Genomic DNA, 21,311 nt, shown 5'->3' with positions numbered 1-21,311 from the left:
TAGCTGATAGCTGATAGCTGATAGCTGATAGCTGATAGCTGATAGCTGATAGCTGATAGCTGATAGCTGATAGCTGAACTTATGAGATTTAAATGGAAAACAACTCAAACAACCTTAATCAAGCAAATACACCAATGCAAAACAACATTGCTGATGACGAAATAGACCTTCGCGAACTATTTACCGCTATTTGGCAAGGTAAATGGATCATTATCGCTATAACTACCCTATTTGCTGTGGCATCTGTTTTTTACGCCATTAATCAGCCAAATATTTATAAGTCTGAGGCGCTACTCGCACCCGCCGAGCAAGACCAACAAGGCGGTTTGGGAGCTCTAGCAGGTCAGTTTGGTGGCTTAGCAAGTTTAGCTGGGGTTAACTTAGGCGCCAGTGGTGGGGTTGATAAAACGCAAATGGCGCTTGAAGTACTAAAGTCGCGCCAATTTACCAGCGAGTTTATTCAAAAACACAATATACTGCCCGATTTAATGGCAGCTAAAACATGGAACCGTGAAACTAATACGGTTATTTACGACGAAGAGCTTTATATTGCAGAGCAAAATAAATGGATACGTAAAGTTGAATTACCCTTTAAATCCGAGCCTTCAATGCAAGAGGCGTATAAAGAATTTAGTAAAATTATTACTACAAATAAAAACACAGAAACTGGCATGGTCACAGTTGCCATAGAGCATGTATCACCCTTTATAGCAAAGCAATGGGTAGACTGGTTGGTGGTTGATTTAAATAAAACAATGAAAGAACGAGATGTGGTTGAGGCTAATAAAAGTACCCAGTTTTTAATGAATCAATTAGAAAATACTAAGATAGCAGATATTCGAACAGTACTTTACAAATTAGTAGAAGAGCAAGCAAAAACGATTATGTTTGCTAATGTGCGTGATGAATATGTATTTAAAACAATAGATCCTGCTTTGGTGCCAGAGGAGAAGTTTAAGCCTAAGCGAGCTTTATTTGTAGTTATAGGCACTCTACTTGGTGGGGTGCTGAGTGCGTTTTTTTCATTATTTAAGTACTTTATTAAAAAGAAATAGAATGAAAAATCTAGTTAAATTAAATTCTTACTTACTTCATGCCAGTTTTAGTTTTTTTGATAAAAGGAATAAAGATGTCTGTTGAAAAAAATATGGTGAAAACATTTAAGGAAAATAGTGAATTTTTATTTTCAGACAGCTTCAAATCTAAAAAAGAAGCCTTAAGACAAAATGTTATTTATGTTTTTTGTCCTCAAGCATTTGTAGATAAGATTAGTAAGATAACCGAAGATTATTCATTCGATATAATCATTAATAACTACAGTATTATAGATTTAACAAAAAAAGTAATATGTCACTATCAAAGTGCGCATTTAACAACAGAGCAAAGAAAATTTTTGGTAAATGCAACTGAATGTGGGGCTTGGGTTGAGCCTCTTGTTAGTTATTTAGATGAGCGTTTAAAATACACTGAAGTACGTTTATTGCATAGTAGCTATTTTTTACATCAAAAAGCATTTTCAATTTTATCAAACAAGCGTACTCAAGTGACCAAGAGGTTGCTTGATTTAACGAGTGCATTTTTGTTACTTATTGTTACGTTACCACTGGCCTTAATCGCTGCTGTTCTAATCAAGTTAGAAAGCCCTGGGCCTGTTTTATATAAGCAAAAACGTACTGGCCAATATAATAAAGAGTTTGAGGTTTATAAGTTTAGATCAATGCTTATTGATGCAGAGAAAAACGGTGCTCAATGGGCAAGTGAAAATGATACACGAATTACTAAAGTAGGAAAGTTTATCCGAAAAACGCGTATCGATGAGATTCCACAATTAATTAATGTTTTAAATGGGGATATGTCAATTGTTGGTCCGCGACCGGAACGAGAGGTTTTTATTCAAGTTTTAGAACAAGAAATCCCATATTATCGTTTCCGCCATGCTGTAAAACCAGGTGTAACTGGTCTTGCTCAGGTTAGTTACCCATATGGCGCTTCTGTTGAAGATGCTATTTGGAAGCACAAGTATGATATTCATTATATTAAACATCATTCATCAAAGTTAGATGTTAAAATTTTATTATTAACCGTGAAAACTGTTCTGTTTGGAATGGGCCGATAAACAAACTATATCAAAGAGATTAATTTTGAAAATATTAGTAACAGGTGGCGCAGGCTTTATTGGTTCAGCCGTTATACGCCATATTATCAAAGACACTCAAGACAGTGTATTGAATCTAGACAAGCTTACCTACGCAGGTAATTTACAGTCACTTGAATTTATAGAAGAGAGTGACCGTTATATATTTGAGCAAGTAGATATTTGTAACCGCACTGAATTGGATCGAGTATTAAAGCAATTTAAACCTGATGCAATTATGCATTTGGCTGCCGAAAGCCATGTTGATCGCTCAATTACCGGGCCTGCTGAGTTTATACAAACTAATATAGTTGGTACTTATAATTTGCTCGAGGCCGTTCGAGAATATTGGAATACGTTGGATGCAATTACTAAGCGGGCTTTTCGATTTCATCATATTTCAACAGATGAAGTGTATGGTGACTTACCACATCCAGACGAGCAAGATGAAAATGCTTTAGATAAAGAACTTCCATTATTTACAGAGCAAACAGCTTATGCACCAAGTAGTCCATATTCAGCAAGTAAAGCATCAAGCGATCATTTAGTACGTGCATGGTTCCGTACTTATGGCTTACCTACTATAATTACAAATTGCTCGAATAATTATGGACCTTATCACTTTCCTGAAAAGTTAATTCCGCTAGTTATTCTTAATGCACTTGAGGGGAAAGAACTGCCAATTTATGGTAAAGGCGACCAAATTCGTGATTGGCTTTATGTAGAAGACCATGCCCGTGCCCTTTACAAAGTAGTAACTGAAGGTAAAGTTGGCGAAACATACAATATTGGTGGTCATAATGAAAAACAGAACATCGAAGTAGTAAATACTATTTGTAGTATTTTAGATGAATTGATGCCAAAAAAATTGAGTTATGTTGAACAAATCACGTATGTAACAGACCGCCCAGGGCACGACCGCCGTTATGCTATAGATGCATCAAAAATGAGTGAAGAGCTTAACTGGCAGCCTGTTGAAACTTTCGAAACCGGACTTCGTAAAACAGTTCAGTGGTACTTAGAAAACCAAGAGTGGTGTAAAAATGTGCAAGACGGCTCATACAAGCGCGAACGCTTAGGTGAACTAAATACACAAGTTGAAGGAGAGTAGTATGAGAGGAATTATCTTAGCTGGGGGTTCTGGTACACGCCTATATCCATTAACACGTGGCGTTTCAAAACAGCTATTACCAGTCTATGACAAGCCGATGGTTTACTATCCAATATCAACATTAATGTTAGCAGGCATCCGCGATATATTAATAATTACTACACCGGAAGATGACGAAAGCTTTAAGCGTTTATTAGGTGACGGTAGTGATTATGGTATAAATTTAAGTTACGCAGTACAGGCGTCACCAGATGGATTAGCTCAAGCATTTTTGATTGGTAAAGAGTTTATCGGTGGCGATAGTGTATGTTTAGTACTTGGCGATAATATTTTCTATGGTCAATCTTTTAGTAAAACGCTTAAAAACGCTGCAAGTCGAGATACTGGAGCAACGGTATTTGGTTATCAAGTTAAAGATCCAGAGCGGTTTGGTGTTGTTGAATTCGATAAGGATATGAAGGCAGTAACTATTGAAGAGAAACCAGAAAAGCCGAAGTCTAATTATGCAGTAACTGGGCTTTATTTTTACGACAATCGCGTGGTTGAATTTGCAAAAAAAGTAAAACCATCGCACCGTGGAGAGCTTGAAATAACAACATTAAATGAGATGTACTTAAACGATGGTACTCTGAATGTTGAATTACTGGGCCGTGGTTTTGCGTGGCTAGATACCGGCACTCATGAGAGCCTCCATGAAGCCTCTTCATTCGTACAAACTATCGAAAATGTACAAGGCTTAAAAGTTGCTTGTCTTGAAGAAATTGCATGGCGCAATAACTGGTTAAGTACAGAGCAGTTACTTAAAATAGCCAAACCAATGTTGAAAAATGAGTATGGGCAATACCTAAATCGTTTGGCCAAAGAGAAAAAGTAATGAAAGTACTTATTACTGGTAAAAATGGTCAGGTGGGGAGTTGTTTGATTTCACAACTAACCGCTATGCCTGCAATGGACTTTTTAGCATTAGGTCGTACAGAGTTAGATATTACTAATTCTGAAGAGGTTAATAGAATTGTAACTGAGTTTAGACCGAATGTTATTATTAATGCTGCGGCCTACACCGCAGTAGATAAAGCTGAGTCTGAGCAAAGTATAGCTCATGCGATTAACTGCCAAGGGCCTAAAAACCTAGCTGTAATTGCTAAAAAGATTAATGCTGTAATTATTCATATTTCAACTGATTACGTTTTTTCCGGTGATAAAGAAGGTTTATATACTGAAAGTGATAAAGTAAAACCGCAATGCATTTATGGTCAAACTAAACTTGCAGGAGAGCAAGCAGTAGCAGAAGCCTGTGATGAGCACATTATATTACGTACCGCATGGGTTTTTAGTGAGCACGGTAGTAACTTTGTGAAAACCATGCTTCGTTTAGCACAAACGCGCCTAACATTAGGTGTAGTTGGTGACCAGTTTGGCGGGCCAACTTATGCAGGTGATATAGCTGCTGCAATTATTGATATCGCCGAGCAGCTACAAAATGGTAGTCATCATTACGGGGTATATAATTACACAGGGTATCCATATGTTAGCTGGCAAGAGTTTGCAGTGCAGATATTCGAGAGTGCTTTAGCTAATAAGATGATTAATTTTCCTATTGCAGTAAACGCGATTACAACCGCAGAGTACCCAACACCAGCCAAACGTCCTGCCAACTCAAAACTAGATTGTTCTAAAATAGCCACCGACTTTAGTATTATTCAAAGCGACTGGCATGCAGCGTTGAAAGCACTCAAAAAATATCAATAGATAGGTTTTTTATGAAAGTAATAGATACAGAAATAGTGGATGTAAAAATTATTGAACCAACGAAGTTTGGAGATGAACGCGGTTTTTTTATGGAAACTTGGAATCAAAAGCAATTTGAAAGTTTAGTAACAAAAAAACCGACACAATTTGTGCAAGACAATCACTCTAAATCAAAACAAGGTATACTTAGAGGTTTACATTTTCAAAGAGAGAACACACAAGGTAAATTAGTGCGTGTGATCTCAGGGGAAGTTTTTGATGTTGCAGTTGATATACGTAAAAACTCTGCGACATTCGGGAAATGGGTTGGTATTTATTTAAGCGCTGAAAATAATCGCCAGCTTTGGGTTCCAGAAGGGTTTGCTCATGGTTTTTATGTTACGAGTGAAGAAGCTGAATTTGTATACAAGTGCACAAATTATTATCACCCTGAGTCAGAGGTATCAATTGCTTGGAATGATAAAGTTCTAGATATTAAGTGGCCAATATCGGGGTCACCTTTGTTATCAGAAAAAGATAGTAATGGGATAGAAATAAACTCTCTGTAATTAAATTGTTGTTTTTATTAGTAAATATAAGTAAAAAAACAGACTTATATGATTAGAATATAAAGGACCCAAATGAAAATTCTTGACTGTACATTAAGAGATGGTGGATATTACAATAATTGGGATTTTGAGCCAGAGTTAGTTCAAAGCTACTTACAGGCAGTCGCATTAAGTGGAATCTCATATGTCGAACTTGGCTTACGTAACTTCCCAAAAAATGAATTTTTAGGTCCATTTGCATATAGCTCTGAAAATTATTTAAAGACTTTAGAATTACCTGAAGGGGTAACTTATGGAGTAATGGTTGACGCAAAAACTATTTTATCTAGTCAATTGAGTATAGAAGCTGCTGTAAATGCACTATTTTGCGAAGAGAAAAATAGTTGCGTTAGCCTTGTGCGAATAGCAGCTCACTTTCATGAAGTCGAAGAATCTAAAGAAATAGCAAACCAACTAAAAAGTAAAGGCTATATCGTTGGTTACAACCTTATGCAAGCGGGTGGAAAGCCTGATTTAGAAATAGAAGAAAAAGCTAAAGAAATTAGTCAATGGGGAAGCGTGGATGCTCTTTATTTTGCTGATTCACTAGGGAATATGGACGCCAACGAAGTTCAACGAATAGTTAGGCTAATCCAAAAACATTGGCATGGTGAAATGGGAATACATACTCATGATAACATGGGGTGTGGTCTTGCAAATAGCTTAACTGCACTTGAAGCAGGAGTTGAGTGGCTTGACTCTACTGTTACAGGTATGGGACGAGGTGCTGGTAATACTCAAACAGAAAATTTAATGGCTGTATTAGCTGAAAAATATGTAGAACTGAAGCCAAATAAAATATATGAGTTAGTCATTCGTTATTTTGAGTCAATGCAAAAGCAATATGGCTGGGGGACTAACTTATTATATTTTTTAGGTGCACAGCAGAGTGTTCACCCCACCTATATACAAAACCTGTTATCAAACACACATATAGGGAAAGATGAAGTTGTTGGTGCTTTACAATACTTACTCCAACTAAACGGCACTAGTAAGTATGACGGTTCTGTATTAGAAGCTGCATTGAGTCTTAACAATAATACTTCAGAAGTTACAGGAGATGATGTCAGTGGCTTACTTGATGGTAGAGAAGTTCTATTAATCACTAATGCGAATTCTGTAGCTAAGCATAAGAAAGCTCTTGAGCTGTACATTAAAAATAATAAACCAATTGTGATCTCATTGAACATAAACAAAGTGCTAGATGATAATTTTGTAGATTATATTGCAATCACACACAACCTTAAATTTTTAACTGAAAAAGAGAATTACTCTAATTTAAGTAAGCCAATAATTTACCCCGCTCATCGTTTTCCAGCCCAAGATGTTGAGCTTTTGGCCGATAATGGAAACATCAATTACGGTGTTGATATTGCTGATAACACCTTTAAAGCTGGAAAAACATTTTGTCTAATTCCGTCTGAACTAACAATAGCTTATGGCTTAGCTTTTTCGATAGCTGCAGGTGCTAATAAAGTTACCTTTGCTGGAGTTGATGGTTATAATTCAAATGACTCAAGACACTTAGAGATGATTGAGTTCTTCGATACTATTGGAAATGATCTACAAGATAACCTTGAGTTTATATCAATAACTCCAACAACTTACCCTATTAAAAAGGGAAGCGTATATGCTTATATTTGAGCCATACGATCTGATTATATTTGACTGTGACGGTGTTCTTCTTGATTCTAATAATATGAAAGTGGCTGCTATGAGAGCAGCCTTGTCACTTTCAAATTACTTTTCAGACACACAGGTAGAGGCATTAACGTCACAATTCAAAGAGAACTTTGGCATGAGTCGTTACCATCATGTTGTTAGTTTTACAGAAACACTAGATATTGAAGGCGCCGAAAAACAAAAGTTAGAAGAGATGCTTTTATTAGCGTATGCAGAGCAAGTTGATAAATTCTATTTAGAAGTACCTGAAGCTTTAGGAATAAAAAGTACACTTTCCTCGCTAAAAGGTAAGCTTATGTACGTGGCTTCAGGGTCGGAACAGGAGCAGCTAAGAACAGTATTAGAAAAAAGGAATTTTTCTAATTATTTTATTGAAGTTCTAGGCAGTCCAGTATCAAAGTATCAGAATATTAAAAATATTTTAAATAGTGTGAGCCATATTAGTGCTGTGATGGTCGGTGATGCTCTTGCTGACTATGAAGCGGCTAAGAAAAACAATATAGATTTTATCTTCTATGCACCATTATCAAATGTTAAACAAAGTATGCTTGAGTTAAGTCAAAAACATGACTTTAAAGTTATACATAGTTTTAAGGGTTAACATGTCACTTAGTTACGCAATCGTTATTCCAGCTCGCTACGAGTCTAGCCGCTTCCCGGGTAAACCATTAACTATTATTGATGGCAAACCGATGATACAACATGTATGGGAGCGATGTTGTTGTGCTGTTGACAAAGAATTAGTGTACATAGCTACTGATAATATTAAAATTGCCAATGCAGTAACAGAGTTTGGAGGCAAGTTTATCATGACTTCCTCACAGTGTTTAACGGGCACAGATCGACTTGCAGAGGCTAATGAAGTACTCAATTGTGATTTCATAATTAATGTACAAGGAGACGAGCCTTTAATCGATCCTAAAGACATAGTAACAGTAATAAATGAATACACTAGGCTGCCAAATAGAGTCATTAATGCTATGTCATTAATTGAGGATGAAGATGAATTTAGATCACCTAACATCCCTAAAGTAGTTGTGAGTAGCTCAAATAGATTAATGTATATGAGCCGTTCGCCAATACCTATGTCAAAGACAAATGAGTTTGCTTTTGGCTATAAACAGGTGTGTATTTATGCTTTTTCTAAAGAGCACTTAAGGTTTTTTATGGCTCATGCTGAAAAGTCTAAAGTAGAGGAAGTAGAGGATATTGAAATACTAAGGTTTATAGAGAGTGATATAAGCGTACAAATGGTTGAAGTAGCCAGTTCAAGTATTGCTGTAGATATCCCAGAAGATGTAAATAAGGTCATTTCCAAAATTAAAGCCAATAAAAAACTAGGCTAATTTGCAGAGATGAAAAATACAAAATATCTTATGCTACAAGATGCTTTAAAAAAAGTATTAACTATTGTCTTGTTTATTTTCTTAGTGAGAAACTTTCCTGAAGAGGAGTTCGGTACTTACCAACAAGTATTATTGGTTGTTAGTTTAGCTTCTATTTTATTTAGTGCAGGTGTACCAGTATCATTAACTTACTTTTATGGGCAATACGCTAAGTACTCGCAGCGACAGCAAATATTTAAACGTTTTTTTATTTTCCAACTCCTTTTACTCTGCTTGGGCGCTATTTTATTAGCTTTATTTGCAAAACCTTTAGCTGAACTTATTAATAATCCTTTGATTGAAAAATTCATCGTCATTATATTAGTACTTTTTGTGACTACAGCGACATTTGAATATTTTAAAAATTTGAGTGTAATAACAGGAGGTTTAAAAGGGTATTTATATTTAACAACATCAATACAGCTAATTACCGTACTTATAAATATATTTATTGTTATATTCTTAGAAAATTTAGCTTATGTACTGTTTTTTTCGGCTTTTAGTAATCTACTTTTATTTCTATTTTTACTATATGTAAATAAAAATAGTTTTTTATTGAGGGTTAACAGAGGGTTCGTTTCTTCTGTTGAGATTAAATATATAATAGCGATGGGATCCGTCTCTTTAGTTGCTGTTTTAAATGGTTATATTGACCAGCTAATGGTGTCTTTTTTGATGGACGCGAGTAGCTTTGCTACTTTAAAAGTAGGAGCTTTTCAAATCCCATTTATTAGTATTATTACAGGCTCATTATTGACTGCGATGATACCTGTTATTTCTAAATTAATACGCTCAAATGACACTAACGGCGTTATTGCTGTGTGGAAGGAGTCGATAGAAAAAGCGACAGTATTGCTGGTGCCCATCGTTATATTTTGTTTAATTTACAGTAATGAAATAATTTTAACTTTATTTGGCGAAAAGTACGAAAACTCAGTTATTGTTTTTCAGGTCTATATGTTTCAATGGTTGAGGGCTGTTGTTATTTTTGGTGGTGTAATGGGAGCTATAGGGTTAGAAAAAGCACTGTTTAAAAATACGCTAGTAACAACTATATTAAATGTGGTATTGAATTATTTTTTAATTTCAAAATATGGCGTTATTGGGGCCGCTTTCGCGACCACATTTCTAAACTTTTTTGGTGCTTACTTACTCATAAAACCAATAAATAAAAGGTTTAAGGTTAAATTTTCCTCTTATTTCCCAACTAAAATATATATAACTTCAACTTTATTATCTGTTGGATTGGCATTCTTATTGAAATCTTATAATTTACTTTTTGAAGTTAATATATTTTCTCTAGGAATTATCGCGATTGTTTTTTATATATTAATGATTATTATCCAAATGAAAGTTTTTTATAAAAAAGTGTCATTACTTCAGTTAAAGGAAATGATTTGAAGAAGCTATTTGATAAGTATAAAACAGTGAAAAAACAATTGGCCTATGACCATAAAGGTTATCCAATCGAGAATATAGTATCTCTTGAATTGATTTCTTTGATTTATAAAAGAGAAAATTTCAATATTCGTCGAAGTTTGGTTTATTTTTTTGCGGTTCGTAAAATTAAAATACCGACGCAGAAAAAAGCACTTTTTTCTATAGGTGATTATAATCGCAAAGATTATTATGAGCTTTTAAAGCATGTTATGACAAGCTACCAAAATGAAAGTGATCTTGTTGATTTATCGAATTCTAAACGAAGTCTTATATTCTCGCTGTCCAATATATTTTCAGCATTTAAGATTGTCTTTTTTAGAAAGCTTGAGTTGAATTTTTTATCGAAAATAACCTTGGCAGCTTCAATAGCACATAACCTTAATAATATTGATTTTTTAGAAAAGCAAACACCGACTAACATTAAGCTTTTTTGTGCATTTTGCAGTAACCTTAATGAAGAAGCTGTACTAAATTACTTTTTCAAAAAAAACAATATACCTACCTATTCTTTACAGCATGGGTTGTGGTTTATTTATGATATCCCGCCGATAGACGCTATTGCTTATGAGAATGTTGTTGCTGATAAGTTACTTTGTTGGGGAGAGTATACCCGTGATGAATTCATAAAATATGGTATGGACGAGCGCAGGCTTGTAGTTGCAGGTTACCCTAAAAAAACAGCTCCATTGATTTTACCTAAAAAAAGCCATAAAAAATTAAGAGTGCTCGTGTTGCTGGCTAGGAGTCAATTTGATGAAAATAATCTCAACTTAATCTCCTTGCTTTCTCAGTCGACTTTGAATATAGAGTTTGAATTTAAGCTTCATCCAGCGTTGATAGTTGAGAAGTATTCAGAACAGCTTAAGTTTGAAAGCTTTAATTTTGCGCCTACAGGTACAGTACAAGAGTTATTAAATTTAAACCGCTATGACTGTTCTATTTCTTATAATTCTACAGCTTACTATGATAGTTACATAAATAACTGCATCTGCTTAAGGTATCGAGATGCTGACGCTGATAACGCTATTAGCGTGCTTGATGATAGCTTTACTTCTGTCTCTGAATTTGAAAGTAAAATTAACTTAGTGCTTACTGCACAAAGTGACGAAAAGGTTTGGACGGAAATTGAAAAAAACCTTACATATATATTAGGCTATAGGATCAACAATTATGAAAGTTTTTCTTAAATTTAAAAAGTTGTTATTGTTGTCTGTGTCTCTTAAAAAGCGTTATATAGCGCATTTGTGGCTATTGGCCAAAGGTGCATTAATTTATCGCTTTATATTTAGTCATTATGGTAAAGGAAGTATTGTATACAAACCTTTGTTTATAAGCTATGAGGCAGTAAAACTTGGTGAAAACGTATCAATTGGAGAGCATGCCCGAATAGAAGCAATAGATAGCTGGCTCGAAAGAAAATATACTCCTTCTATTTTAATTGAAAGCGGTGTACGCATTGAGCAGCGCTGTCATATTACCGCTGCAGGCCAGCTAGTTATTGGCAAAAACTCGTTAATATCATTCGATGTTATGATTCAAGATACCGATCATGAGTATCAAAATATTGAACTCCCGGTTAGTCAGCAGCCTCTGATCGTGAACAAAACTATAATTGGTGAGAGTTGTTTTATTGGCAGTGGTGCGAAAATAAGTGCCGGGACTACACTTGGAAAACATTGTGTTGTGGGTGCTAATGCTGTGGTTCGTGGCGATTTCCCTGACTATTGCGTTATTGTTGGAATACCTGCAAAGATTGTAAAAAGATATAATTTAGCTACGCAAGCGTGGCAAAAAACAAACTCTTTAGGGGACTTTGTTTAGGTCCTCGGTTGAAACAAAATACTTAAAGGTAAATGGTGGTGTGGTGTTAAATTATACAGTTATTGGTGGGCGTGGCTTTATTGGTAATGAAGTCTCAAAAAAGTTACTTGAAAATAACCATTCTATATATATTCCAGAAAGAAACGATATTGATTTGTTTTCTAAGCCATTAGGCACTGTAATTTTTTGTGCAGGGGCTGGTGATTGTAAAAATGCACCCTTGCAGGTTTTTAAGTCAAATTCATTATTGTTAGCTGAAATATTAGAGAAAGCGTCATTCGATAAACTGATTTATATTTCATCTACTCGCCTTTATATGGGGCAGGACAATACCCAAGAAAATGCAAATTTAGTAGTTTCTCATGGAGATGAAAGGCGTTTATTTAATTTATCTAAGTTAATTTCTGAAGAGCTCTGTTTGTTAAGCTCTAAAAAGGTTGTTATTATTCGACCCTCAAATGTTTATGGCTTGGCATTGAATAGCCCCCTTTTCTTACCTGCAATTACTCGTAACGCAATAAATAATAAACATGTTGATATGTATGTTACACCCGAATATGCAAAAGATTATATTTCTATCACTGATCTTGTTGATGCTATTTATCAACTTGCTGAAAAAGATAATCTAAGTGAAACAGTTTATAATATTGCGTCGGGTATAAATACAAAAGCTAAAGATATAGCTAATGTTCTGGAAAGTGAAACTGGTTGCAATATTAATTGGATAAATGGCTGTGTAGATGAGTATTTTCCAGTTAATGATATCTCTCGACTAAAAAAAGAAATAACATTTAATCCTCGAAATGTATTAGATGATATGAAAATTATGATTGATGATTTTAAAGATAAATTAATTTAGGTATTTCGAAGGTATTAAAATGGATTTTCAAGGTCGCAAAATATTATTTATAGGTATTGGCTTTTATGATTATGACAAATTAATTGTTGAAAAATTAGAGAACAAAGGAGCGGTAGTTAATTATATCTGCCAATCTCATCGTAATAGAGTAATGAACCAATTTGCTAAGTTTAAATCTTCGAGCCATATAGAAAAAAAGTACTCAGAAAAGTATCTGTTTCTTCAGTTAGATAATCAAGCAAACTATGATTACATCTTCGTAATTAAAGGTGATAGGCTTTGTTCTCAACATATTGACATGTTGAAAAAAAATAACCCAAACGCTACTTTTTTCTTATATCATTGGGATAGTATTAGAAGGGTTGAAGGGGGGGCAAAAATTGCGAGTTTATTCGATAGAGTATGTAGCTTTGATCGTTTAGACTGCAATAAATATTCATTTGATTTTATCCCCCTTTTTTATAGAAATAGAATTGAACGAAAAGCTACTTATAAATATGATATTTCTTTTGTGGGCTGGTTGCACTTTAACCGTTTAGACTTGTTAAAAGATATTGCATTAAAAATGGATGTTGTAAATAAGAGCTATAAATTCTATTTGTTTACGAATCTAATAAACTGGCTTAGGTTAAATATTCTAAAAAGAATAACATTTATCCACAGAAAAACTTTAGCTTATAGTGAATATTCGGAAATTGTGAGTAATTCTAATGCGATTTTAGATTTCCATCATCCAAAGCAAGATGGGCTTACAATGCGAACAATTGAAGCATTAGGTGCAAATAGAAAAATTATTACGACAAATTCAGATATTAGGCATTACGATTTTTATGAATTTAAAAATGTATTTATTTTAGATGATGATGTAGAAATACAGAGCCTTATTAACTTTATTAATGAGGATTTCTCGCCTGTTCCTGAGTCTATTCTATATCAATACTCGATAGATGCATGGCTTGATAAAATATTTTCTTTTTAGCGCTTTGCTATTGGCTCTAATGTTGTAAGGTGGGCTTTGTCGCTGAGAGTCATGCCATACAAAAGGTGGGTTTTAAAATGCATCTTTTTTCTATTAAAATAATTTATAAGTAGCTACCAGTGATAAACTCTTTTCTTTTTGTAATCATCACCTTTGTCGTCACTAGAAATCTACCTTTTTCTATCCTTGCACCTATCGCTAATTTTTGCGTCTTGTGTCTTGTCATAATTGGCTTTCTTCATTGGTTTAAAAAAAGAGACAAATATATCGGTTTAGCTTTTTTACTGATTACATTTCTCGCTTCATATAGCTTATTCTTTTTAAAAAATGATCCATTGCTTATTATGCGGTTTTATATAATTTTACTGTCTTTATTATGTGTACACTTCATTCAATTTAATAGCCTAAGAGCATTAAATATCGTGATTGGACTACATATTCTTCAAGGTATTATTATTATAACGATATCTTTGTACCTCTATGCCAGTTGGAAAGTATCAAATTATTTACCAATTAGGCATTGGTTTTTAAATAATGGTTTTGGTGATGTGTATACATATGGAAACGGCTTCTTTCGAGTTCAAATTAAAGGAAATGCCCTAATCACTTTTTTTGCCATGGTATCGAATTTTTTATATTTGAAAACACATCAAAAAAAGTATCGATTTAGTGAAGCCTTCCTTTTGGTTGCAACACTCTTTGCTGGCAACTTTATGTACCTAATTGGTTGCGGTTTTTATTACATTTGTACTTTTTTGATGCAAACTAACTATTTAAGTAAGGTTAGGGGGTTAAAAAATATAACGTTATTGTTTGTGTCTATTTTAATCATACCGATAGCGGTTACCTCCGCTGTGAATGTGATTGAAAAAAAGTCCACAGGGGAAGTCTCATCTATAGGCACTCGTATAGATCAGGCTGAAGTATTGCTTTCTGATATGAGCGATGATGTATTTACTGTACTGGCTGGTAAGGGGCTGGGTAACACACTCAATGTTACAACAAGTGCCAGAGATTATACCGGTGATATTTATTTTGAATTACAAGGAGTCTACTTTTTAAATCAATTAGGCTTTATCTTTTTAGCATTATATATATTAGCTTTGTTTTATCTCTATAGTAAATTTATATATTTTAATCATCTAGGTTTAATTTATTTATCCTATGTTGGTTATGCTATATCAAACCCGTACATTTTGGATACTAATCATATAATTGTAATTATAACACTCTGTTTATTAAGTAGGTTAATCAGAGCCAATATGTTAGTAACTGGGAAAGTTTAGTAGGAATGTATATTAAGTAGTTTTAGTGTTTATAAATAGAAAAAATTAAAGTGTAAATCTTACTGATTTTTTCTTAGATGTTTACTAAGGCAAGTGTTTATTTATATAAATGTGATTGAGTTATAATTATGAATGAAAAAGTTTTTTCTGTATTAGTCTTATATAATGCAACCCAAACTGAAGCTGAAGTAGCTGTTAATAGATTGGTTGAGTTGGGTACACAAGTGGTTGTCTGTAATAATTCAAAATATGATGTTGAAATAAATATAAGCGATTGTGTAAAAGTATTTAATTTTAGGGAAAATTTAGGAATTGCAAAAGCTCAGTCATTAGGAATGGATTGGGCTTTTAATAATGGTGCTGAATTTGTATTACAGATGGATCAAGACAGTGAACCTGATAGAAATCTACCTAGTAAATTACTAGAGTGTTATCATGAATTAACACAAAATAATTATTTTGTAGGTTTAGTTGGGTGTCAGGACTATGATAAAGATACGTTAGAAGTCAATGAAGCCAAGGTTTCTAAAGGGCAAAGTGTTTATTGTTCAGAGTATATCTCCGTGTCTAGTGTATTAAGCTCAGGTAGCCTAATACCAAAAGAAGTATACCTGCAGGTTGGAGGCATGGATGACGATTTATTTATAGATGCAGTTGATTTTGAATACTGCTGGAGAATCAAAGCTGCCGGCTATTTAGTTATAAAAAATAACAAAGCAAAACTTGCTCATAAATTAGGCGATGGAAGTAAGAAAATATTGCTTTGTATTAATGTAGGTGTTTGTAGTCCTATTCGACATTATTACCAGTTTAGAAATACACTACTTTTAATGAAACGTGTTTACGTGCCTATTTATTGGAAAATATCTAGTTTAGCTAAGCTAATTTTCAAATTATTTATTTACCCATTTACATTACCAGATGGGTATTTACGGTTTAAGTATATGATCAAAGGTATTCAGCATAGCTTTGCAGGACATGTGGGTAAAATTAAATGAGTTTTTCTGTTTTAATGTCGGTTTACCATAAAGAAAATCCGTTTTTTTTAAGTGATGCGCTGAATAGTGTTCATAGCCAAACGGTTCAAGCAACAGAAATCGTGCTTGTACAAGATGGACCTTTAACAGCAGATTTATATAGTGTAATTAATAGCTGGAAAAGTAAGTTAAATATAATTGATGTTGTTATAGCTAGTAACGTCGGGTTGGGGGAAGCGCTTAATCAAGGTTTGCAGCATTGTAGCTATGCATTAGTAGCAAGAATGGATACTGATGATATCGCAATCCCAGTGCGCTTTGAAAAACAACTAGCTGCTTTTGAATCACAAAAAATAGATGTTTGTGGTTCGTGGATTAGTGAATTTGACAATGATTCGAGTTCAATATTGTCTATAAGGCAAGTACCAGAAAGCCACGCTGACATAATAAAGTTTGCGAGGACAAAAAATCCTATGAATCACCCATCCGTTATGTTTAAAAAAACAACGATAGTAGAAAGTGGTGGTTATCAAAATGTGCTGTACTTTGAAGATTATTATTTATGGTTAAGCCTTATTAAAAACGGTGCAATTTTTTATAATATACCTACTCCACTTGTCCATATGCGAGCTGGATTTAATCAACTCTCTAGAAGAAGTGGGTATTTATATTTTAAACGAGAATTTAACTTTTATAAAAACTGTTATAAAAAGAAGTTGTTACCTTTAAAGGACGTGCTTAAAAATATGGTTTTAAGAATGCCATTAAGACTTTTACCTAAAGCTATAATTTCCAAAATTTATTTATTACTGAGAAGTTAGAGTGATATTTAAGATGATAAATGAAATTATGGTCCCTAATATCAAAAATTAAAGGACTATTTGTGAAAGCTGTAATTCCTGTTGCCGGTTTAGGCACCCGTATGTTGCCAATGACTAAGGCAATCCCTAAAGAAATGCTCCCCTTGGTTGATAAACCGCTGATTCAATACATAGTAAATGAATGTGTGGCGGCGGGTATTAAAGAAATTGTGCTCGTAACACATAGCTCTAAAAATGCCATTGAAAACCATTTTGATACCAGTTTTGAGTTAGAAGCCACGTTAGAAAAACGCGTAAAACGTACCTTACTTGAAGAAGTGCGCTCTATTTGCCCAGCCGATGTAACCATTATGCATGTACGCCAAGGTGAAGCTAAAGGCTTAGGGCACGCTATTTTATGTGCCAAGCCAATAGTTGGTGATAGTGACTTTGTTGTGGTTTTACCCGATGTAATTTTAGATGCTTATACGGCAGATCAAAAAACTGAAAACTTAGCGGCGATGATCGCACGTTTTAAGCAAACCCATGCCAGCCAAATTATGTTAGAGCCCGTTGCTATTGAAGATGTAAGTAAGTACGGCATTGCTGATATTAATGGTGTAGAGCTTGCTGCTGGTGAAAGTGCAGCAATTAAAAAAATGGTTGAAAAACCAGCCGCAGAGGTTGCTCCTTCAAACTTAGCCGTTGTTGGTCGTTATGTTTTAAGTAAAAATATTTGGCCATTACTCGCTAAAACACATGTAGGCGCAGGTGATGAAATACAGCTAACAGATGCTATTGATGCATTATTGGCTATTGATACGGTAGAAGCGTTTCATATGAGTGGCCGCTCACACGACTGTGGCGATAAACTCGGTTATTTAAAAGCGATTGTAGAATACAGCATGCGTGATGCTAAGCTTGGCGACGAATTTAGTAAATACTTAACTACGCTTGTGAATGATGACGCACAAACTAATAATGTCGTTAATCTATAATAATATTAGTTTAAAGTTTGATGCTATGAGCTCTAAGCTATTTAGCATATAGCAAAAGCCTAATTAACCTGAACTCCGGATAATAAATCCATCTCAAGCAGCTATTTTCAGCGCTAACTGCGTTGAATTTACTTGCAATAGGCTAGCTATTGACGCGTAATTTCGCCTTGTTTTCACTAAAAATCTCTAGCTTGAGAAAATAAACATAAATATCATTTTGGTTCAATATGTTAGTAAATCTCTTAACCAGAGTTCAGGTTAATTATGGCGCGGCTTTAAGCCGCGCTTTTTTATTTTTAACCTTGCTTTATTTTAAATAATTTAAACTGATTAAATATAAAGGAATAATCATGTCACGTAAGTATTTTGGTACCGATGGTGTAAGAGGCAAAGTCGGCACGTTTCCAATCACGCCTGATTTTGCAATGAAACTTGGTTGGGCTGCAGGGACGGTTTTAGCCTCAAGCGGTACTAAAGAAATTTTAATAGGTAAAGATACACGCAATAGCGGCTATATGTTTGAGTCGGCCATGGAGGCAGGCCTTTCTGCTGCGGGTGTTAATGTAGCCTTTGTTGGGCCTATGCCAACGCCAGCTGTTGCCTATTTAGCATCAACCTTTAGAGCCGATGCCGGTGTAGTAATTAGTGCATCACATAATCCATTTTATGATAATGGTATTAAGTTTTTTAATAACTATGGCACTAAGCTAAACGACGAACAAGAGCTTGAAATTGAAGCCTTACTAGAGCAGGCATTAAACAACAATGTCATGCAATGTGTCAGCTCTGAGTTGTTAGGTAAAGCTAGGCGTATTAACGATGCCGCAGGCCGTTATATTGAGTTTTGTAAAGGCGTATTTCCAAAAGAGTTAACACTTGAAGGGTTAAAAATTGTTGTAGATAGCGCCAATGGCGCTGCTTATCATATTGCATCTAATGTATATGCAGAGCTAGGTGCAGAGGTTATTAGCATTAATGATAAGCCTAATGGTTTAAATATTAACGAGCAATGTGGTGCAACACACTTAGATAGCTTACAAGCCGCTGTATTAGAGCACAAAGCCGATTTAGGTATAGCGCTCGACGGCGATGCCGATAGATTAATGCTAGTAGACGATTTAGGTGCAGTAGTTGATGGTGACCAAATACTTTATATTTTAGCTAAAGCAGCCAAGCTTCAAGGTACTCTGAATGGTGGTGTAGTTGGTACGTTAATGTCTAACTTAGGCTTAGAGCTAGCACTCAAGCAAATGGATATTCCATTTAAGCGCGCTAAAGTAGGTGACCGATACGTGGTTGAGCAGTTAAAACACACCGGGTGGAAGTTAGGCGGTGAAGGTTCAGGCCATATTTTACATTTAGACTATGCGACTACAGGTGACGGCATTGTAGCCTCACTGTTAGTGCTAACAGCACTTATTCAGCAAAAGCAGTCTTTAAGGGACTATGTTTCTGGCATGCAAAAACTACCGCAAGTACTTTTAAATGTGCGTTTAACACAAAATAATGCCGATGAAATACTCAATACCGATGGGGTTAAACAAGCTGTAGTCGAATCTGAAACCGTACTTGCAGATACAGGGCGTGTTTTACTTCGTAAATCAGGCACTGAGCCGCTTATTCGTGTCATGGTTGAATCAACAGACTCTGTTGCATCACAAGCTCAGGCTGAGCATATAGCTGCTGCAATTAATAAACTACTTTGAGCTATGGTTACTTAAAAGCGATTGTATAATACAGCATGCGCCATGAAACGTTAGGTGCTGAGTTTACTGAGTATATGAAAGAGTTGGTTAAAGGGTAACGGGCGACGGGCATCGGGTAACGAGCTACGAGCTTCAGGCCTCCAGCCTCAAACCTAAATCCTAATACCGACGCGGGGTGAACCCGCCTACGGGTAGGATTAATATAGAGTTTTATTGTAGGCGGGGCTTTATGCCGCGCAGGCTGTTTGAAATGTTGTGAAAGTGCGCGAGGTAAACTCCCGCCTACAGGTAGGATTAATATAGAGCTTTATTGTAGGCGGGGCTTTATGCCGCGCAGGTTATTTGAAATGTTGTGAAAGTGCGCGAGGTAAACTCCCGCCTACGGGTAGGTAATATGGCTGTTTGAATGTAGGCGGGGCTTTATGCCGCGCAGGTTATTTGAAATGTTGTGAAAATGCGCGAGGTAAACTCCCGCCTACAGGTAGGATTAATATAGAGCTTTATTGTAGGCGGGGCTTTATGCCGCGCAGGCTGTTTGAAATGTTGTGAAAATGCGCGAGGTAAACTCCCGCCTACGGGTAGGATTAATATAGAGTTTTATTGTAGATACCATCTCTCTTTATAGGCTTCAAGATCGTATTTAACTTTCTTGGAGCTTAAACGCTTCTTGATTTTTTATTACACCAAAACATATATGAATGAGTTTACGCATATTGGCGCCAATGATTTGCATCGACGTTTTGCCATTATTCAGCAAGGCTATTTTTTGCTGTTGTATCTTATAATTCCACTGCCCAGCGACTACTGCTGCCATATAAAGTTTACTTCTTATTTTTGAGGGCCCTAGCTTGCTCATAGTTGTACGGCCCTTCATTTTCCCAGACTCATGCAGCCGCGGTATTAAGCCACAGTAGGCAGCAGCTTGCTTAGCTCTGCTGAAATTTTTAGCGGCGAATATATACGTCAGCTCCCGAGACATAACAGGCCCAATACCGGGGATTGTTTCTAGTAACGTTCTATTCTTCTTTAAGTCAGGAAAGCTATTTATGTGACTATCAATATCTGACTTAAGTTTTTTTATCTCATCATCTAGAAAGTTAATCGTTTCTTTTAATGATTGAGTGACTCGCTCAGATGTCGCATTAAACTCACTTGCTTCTAATCGATTCTGCTCTCGTTGTTTATTGGACTCCAATGCATCAAGTCGACGCAGTAAGGCTTTAAGCTCTCTAATTTCCTTTGCTTCAGGTTGCCAGAAGTTAACGGTTGATTGCTTAGCATAACCGTAGCTTGCAAGCATTATCGCATCTGACCTATCTGTTTTATGAACAACATTTAGAGCCTCAGCATATTTTTTTGCTTTGCTAGGGTTAGCGAGAATAATATTGAATCCTTGCTGGTATAAAAAGTACATTAACGGCTCATGGTAAACACCGGTTGGCTCTACCGTGATAACGATTTCCTCAGCTATAGTTTTGGTTGTACTTAAAAGCCACTGCTTAATTTCCTTGAAAGCTAGGTGGTTATTTTTAAATACTTTTGTTTTCTTTTTATTGGTGATTGGATCTCTCAGCCAACATAAATCAACTTTATCTTTACTGATATCAAAACCAATAAACATCATCTCTACTTACTCCCCTTGTACATACAGCATCAACTTAATCTAAGAGTGCTTGGATACCATTCAGTTTGTTGAGAATTGGAAGCTAGGGCTTAATCGTAACCGTCGGCTAAACCACACCTAAACATTTATTTTATATTCGCTAAGCTCATTTCTTTTTAATCACAGGAGTGAG

General features: G+C 35.3%; 20 protein-coding genes. 19 read left to right on the top strand and 1 reads right to left on the bottom strand.

The window, feature by feature from the left end; translation table 11 throughout:
• Window positions 1–92: 92 nt before the first annotated feature.
• The 19 genes from AAEY57_RS15555 (at window position 93) to glmM (ending at window position 19,515) form a co-directional block, all read left to right on the top strand.
• Window positions 93–1,055, top strand: coding sequence for a Wzz/FepE/Etk N-terminal domain-containing protein (locus AAEY57_RS15555; RefSeq protein WP_350608198.1), 963 nt, complete (start codon window positions 93–95; stop codon window positions 1,053–1,055).
• A gap of 92 nt (window positions 1,056–1,147) precedes the next feature.
• Window positions 1,148–2,116: an exopolysaccharide biosynthesis polyprenyl glycosylphosphotransferase gene (locus AAEY57_RS15550; RefSeq protein ID WP_350608199.1), complete on the top strand. Its 969-nt coding sequence runs from the start codon at window positions 1,148–1,150 to the stop codon at window positions 2,114–2,116.
• Between the two features lie 25 nt (window positions 2,117–2,141).
• Window positions 2,142–3,245, top strand: a complete 1,104-nt coding sequence (gene rfbB / locus AAEY57_RS15545; protein ID WP_350608197.1) for a dTDP-glucose 4,6-dehydratase — start codon at window positions 2,142–2,144, stop codon at window positions 3,243–3,245.
• 1 nt (window position 3,246) lies between these two features.
• A complete protein-coding gene (gene rfbA / locus AAEY57_RS15540; RefSeq protein WP_350608196.1) occupies window positions 3,247–4,119 on the top strand; it encodes a glucose-1-phosphate thymidylyltransferase RfbA in 873 nt (290 codons plus the stop codon).
• Window positions 4,119–4,994, top strand: a complete 876-nt coding sequence (rfbD, locus tag AAEY57_RS15535; protein WP_350608195.1) for a dTDP-4-dehydrorhamnose reductase — start codon at window positions 4,119–4,121, stop codon at window positions 4,992–4,994. The genes rfbA and rfbD overlap by 1 nt, the downstream gene beginning before the upstream one ends.
• A gap of 11 nt (window positions 4,995–5,005) precedes the next feature.
• The gene (rfbC, locus tag AAEY57_RS15530; RefSeq protein WP_350608194.1) at window positions 5,006–5,542 is read left to right on the top strand and encodes a dTDP-4-dehydrorhamnose 3,5-epimerase; all 537 of its coding nucleotides are present in this window, start codon (window positions 5,006–5,008) and stop codon (window positions 5,540–5,542) included.
• A 72-nt stretch (window positions 5,543–5,614) separates the two neighbouring features.
• Window positions 5,615–7,225 (top strand): aldolase catalytic domain-containing protein, encoded by a 1,611-nt coding sequence (locus AAEY57_RS15525; RefSeq protein WP_350608193.1) that lies wholly within the window; start codon window positions 5,615–5,617, stop codon window positions 7,223–7,225.
• Window positions 7,212–7,865 (top strand): HAD family hydrolase, encoded by a 654-nt coding sequence (locus tag AAEY57_RS15520; protein WP_350608192.1) that lies wholly within the window; start codon window positions 7,212–7,214, stop codon window positions 7,863–7,865. The genes AAEY57_RS15525 and AAEY57_RS15520 overlap by 14 nt, the downstream gene beginning before the upstream one ends.
• 1 nt (window position 7,866) lies before the next feature.
• Window positions 7,867–8,610 carry a 3-deoxy-manno-octulosonate cytidylyltransferase gene (gene kdsB / locus AAEY57_RS15515; protein ID WP_350608191.1) on the top strand — a complete coding sequence of 248 codons (744 nt, stop codon included), beginning with the start codon at window positions 7,867–7,869 and terminating at the stop codon, window positions 8,608–8,610.
• Between the two features lie 9 nt (window positions 8,611–8,619).
• Window positions 8,620–10,050, top strand: coding sequence for an oligosaccharide flippase family protein (locus AAEY57_RS15510; protein ID WP_350608190.1), 1,431 nt, complete (start codon window positions 8,620–8,622; stop codon window positions 10,048–10,050).
• The gene (locus AAEY57_RS15505; RefSeq protein WP_350608189.1) at window positions 10,047–11,276 is read left to right on the top strand and encodes a hypothetical protein; all 1,230 of its coding nucleotides are present in this window, start codon (window positions 10,047–10,049) and stop codon (window positions 11,274–11,276) included. Before AAEY57_RS15510 ends, AAEY57_RS15505 begins: the two co-directional genes overlap by 4 nt.
• Window positions 11,260–11,910 (top strand): acyltransferase, encoded by a 651-nt coding sequence (locus tag AAEY57_RS15500; protein WP_350608188.1) that lies wholly within the window; start codon window positions 11,260–11,262, stop codon window positions 11,908–11,910. Before AAEY57_RS15505 ends, AAEY57_RS15500 begins: the two co-directional genes overlap by 17 nt.
• Window positions 11,911–11,953: 43 nt before the next feature.
• Window positions 11,954–12,769 carry an NAD-dependent epimerase/dehydratase family protein gene (locus AAEY57_RS15495; protein ID WP_165728158.1) on the top strand — a complete coding sequence of 272 codons (816 nt, stop codon included), beginning with the start codon at window positions 11,954–11,956 and terminating at the stop codon, window positions 12,767–12,769.
• A 19-nt stretch (window positions 12,770–12,788) separates the two neighbouring features.
• Complete coding sequence (locus AAEY57_RS15490) at window positions 12,789–13,748, top strand: WaaS/CpsH family glycosyltransferase (protein ID WP_350608187.1); 960 nt, start codon at window positions 12,789–12,791, stop codon at window positions 13,746–13,748.
• A gap of 119 nt (window positions 13,749–13,867) precedes the next feature.
• Window positions 13,868–15,034, top strand: coding sequence for a hypothetical protein (locus tag AAEY57_RS15485; RefSeq protein WP_350608186.1), 1,167 nt, complete (start codon window positions 13,868–13,870; stop codon window positions 15,032–15,034).
• A gap of 128 nt (window positions 15,035–15,162) precedes the next feature.
• Entirely contained in the window at window positions 15,163–16,032 is an 870-nt protein-coding gene (locus AAEY57_RS15480; RefSeq protein WP_350608185.1) for a glycosyltransferase family 2 protein, read from the top strand.
• Window positions 16,029–16,832, top strand: a complete 804-nt coding sequence (locus tag AAEY57_RS15475) for a glycosyltransferase (RefSeq protein WP_350608184.1) — start codon at window positions 16,029–16,031, stop codon at window positions 16,830–16,832. The genes AAEY57_RS15480 and AAEY57_RS15475 overlap by 4 nt, the downstream gene beginning before the upstream one ends.
• Window positions 16,833–16,894: 62 nt before the next feature.
• On the top strand, window positions 16,895–17,809 hold the full coding sequence (gene galU, locus AAEY57_RS15470; RefSeq protein WP_350608183.1) for a UTP--glucose-1-phosphate uridylyltransferase GalU: 915 nt from the start codon (window positions 16,895–16,897) through the stop codon (window positions 17,807–17,809).
• A gap of 350 nt (window positions 17,810–18,159) precedes the next feature.
• Entirely contained in the window at window positions 18,160–19,515 is a 1,356-nt protein-coding gene (gene glmM / locus AAEY57_RS15465; protein WP_350608182.1) for a phosphoglucosamine mutase, read from the top strand.
• Window positions 19,516–20,155: 640 nt separating this feature from the next.
• On the opposite strand, the gene AAEY57_RS15460 is transcribed toward glmM, so the two are convergent.
• Window positions 20,156–21,139 (bottom strand): IS110 family RNA-guided transposase, encoded by a 984-nt coding sequence (locus AAEY57_RS15460; RefSeq protein ID WP_033103518.1) that lies wholly within the window; start codon window positions 21,137–21,139, stop codon window positions 20,156–20,158.
• Between the last annotated feature and the right edge of the window lie 172 nt (window positions 21,140–21,311).

The sequence above is a fragment of the Pseudoalteromonas sp. MER144-MNA-CIBAN-0113 genome (assembly GCF_040308965.1).
GTDB lineage: Bacteria > Pseudomonadota > Gammaproteobacteria > Enterobacterales > Alteromonadaceae > Pseudoalteromonas > Pseudoalteromonas tetraodonis.
This window is presented reverse-complemented; position numbering and strand designations above follow the sequence as displayed.